This window comes from Polyangium sp. 15x6, from assembly GCF_029960785.1.
Lineage (GTDB): Bacteria > Myxococcota_A > Polyangia > Polyangiales > Polyangiaceae > Polyangium.
This window is the reverse complement of the sequence record NZ_JASBQE010000249.1, coordinates 1-1442: the sequence shown is the minus strand read 5'-3', so window position 1 is coordinate 1442 and position 1442 is coordinate 1. Positions and strand designations below refer to the sequence as shown.

Below are 1442 nucleotides of genomic sequence, written 5' to 3'. Positions count from 1 at the left end.
CACGAACATTTCTGGATACATCCAGCTCTCGTCTTGGCCCACGCGGACGAACTCGTCCCAGGCGTCTCGGCAGGCCTGGAAGGGAGCGCGGAGGGAACAAGCTGCCATCAAGATCGCCTCGGCGGTCTTTGCCCCTATATCGAGCACGCACGCCTCGAACGCCTCGCCTTCGCCCGCGCGCGCCACGAACTCCGCCTCGACCCGTCGGTAGTCGGCCGCGACGTCGGCGAAGCTCCGATCGAGCGACTTTCCATAGGTCTTGAAGACGGCATGGTGCGCCTTCCAGAACTCGTCGTAGAGCGCGTCGGCCTGCTCTTCTTCCGGGGTGATCGCGGGGGCAGCCTCGTCCTCGCGGCGGGTCTTGAGCCACGGGACGACCTCGCCGCGTTTTTGGGCCTCGAGCGCGTCCCGGCGGATCCCCAGACGCTCGATCCAAGATTCGTAATAGTCTGCGGGGTACTCCGTCTTCGTCGCCGTTCCCCTCGCTTCCTCGAGCCGCTGCTCGAGCTTCGCGATAAGCGGCTCGAGCACCGCGAGCCCCTCGTCGGGCCGCTCGTCGTACGCGCAGCAATCCGCGTACAGCCAGGACTTCATGCACTCGACGTCGATGTGCGAGAAGCCGAGGCGAACCAGATCGTTCCAGGCCTCGCGGCAGACCTCGAAGGGCGGATGCTTCGCATGGGCTAGGGACAAGATGTACTCAGCGATGCGGCGCGGGATCTCGCGCACCGCGATCTCGTCGTGGCTTACGTGTGCCAAGAACTCCGCCTCCAGCTTGCGGAAAGCAAGGGCGCCCTCGGCGAAGCTCCGGCTCGGCTCCAATGCCTCGACCAACAGAGCGCCGCACGCCTTGGCAAACGTATTTGCGTTGAATTTTTCATCGTCAGTCATACTCAGTCCTCAAACCCCGGATAAATGCAGGATTGTCCTGTGTCGAGCTGCTCTGGCCACTTCTTGTTGACGCTGCCCATGCACCGATCGAAACATGTTGGACACAGCGTCGTATTGTAGTTGTTGCCAGGTTCATCGCCCTTATTGCTCTCCAGGCACTTGATCAAACGCTTTCTACACTTCGCGACGCCTGCGTCCTTTCTCTTCTGAATCGCCTCGGCCGCCCCCGCCGCGACCGTCGCGGTGACCGTCACGCCGACGGCGATCGCGAAGGCTTCGATGATGACCTCGGTGAAGACGATCGTGACGACCACGACGGTCACGACCTCCCCGATCGGCCCCCGATCCGGCATCACCTGCCCGTTCGCCGACGCGGACGTTCGTAACATGCTCCGCTCGAGGACATCCTCGGGGAGAGTCATGCCTCGCAGGGCGATCCGCATGCAACCCCCAACGTCCGGATTGGGCTGGCCCGTCGTCTCCACCTCCACGACACGACCTTCCTGGTCGACCTTCACCGAGGCGTCGAGCGTGTAGTATCCGGGCTCGAT

The 1442-nt window shown here is 63.2% G+C and carries 2 protein-coding genes; both read right to left on the bottom strand.

What is annotated here, in order from left to right:
• Positions 1-891: hypothetical protein (locus tag QHF83_RS53270; protein ID WP_282425874.1), on the bottom strand; the 891-nt coding region annotated here is incomplete at its 3' end.
• Positions 892-893: 2 nt separating this feature from the next.
• Positions 894-1442: hypothetical protein (locus QHF83_RS53265; RefSeq protein ID WP_282425873.1), on the bottom strand; the 549-nt coding region annotated here is incomplete at its 5' end.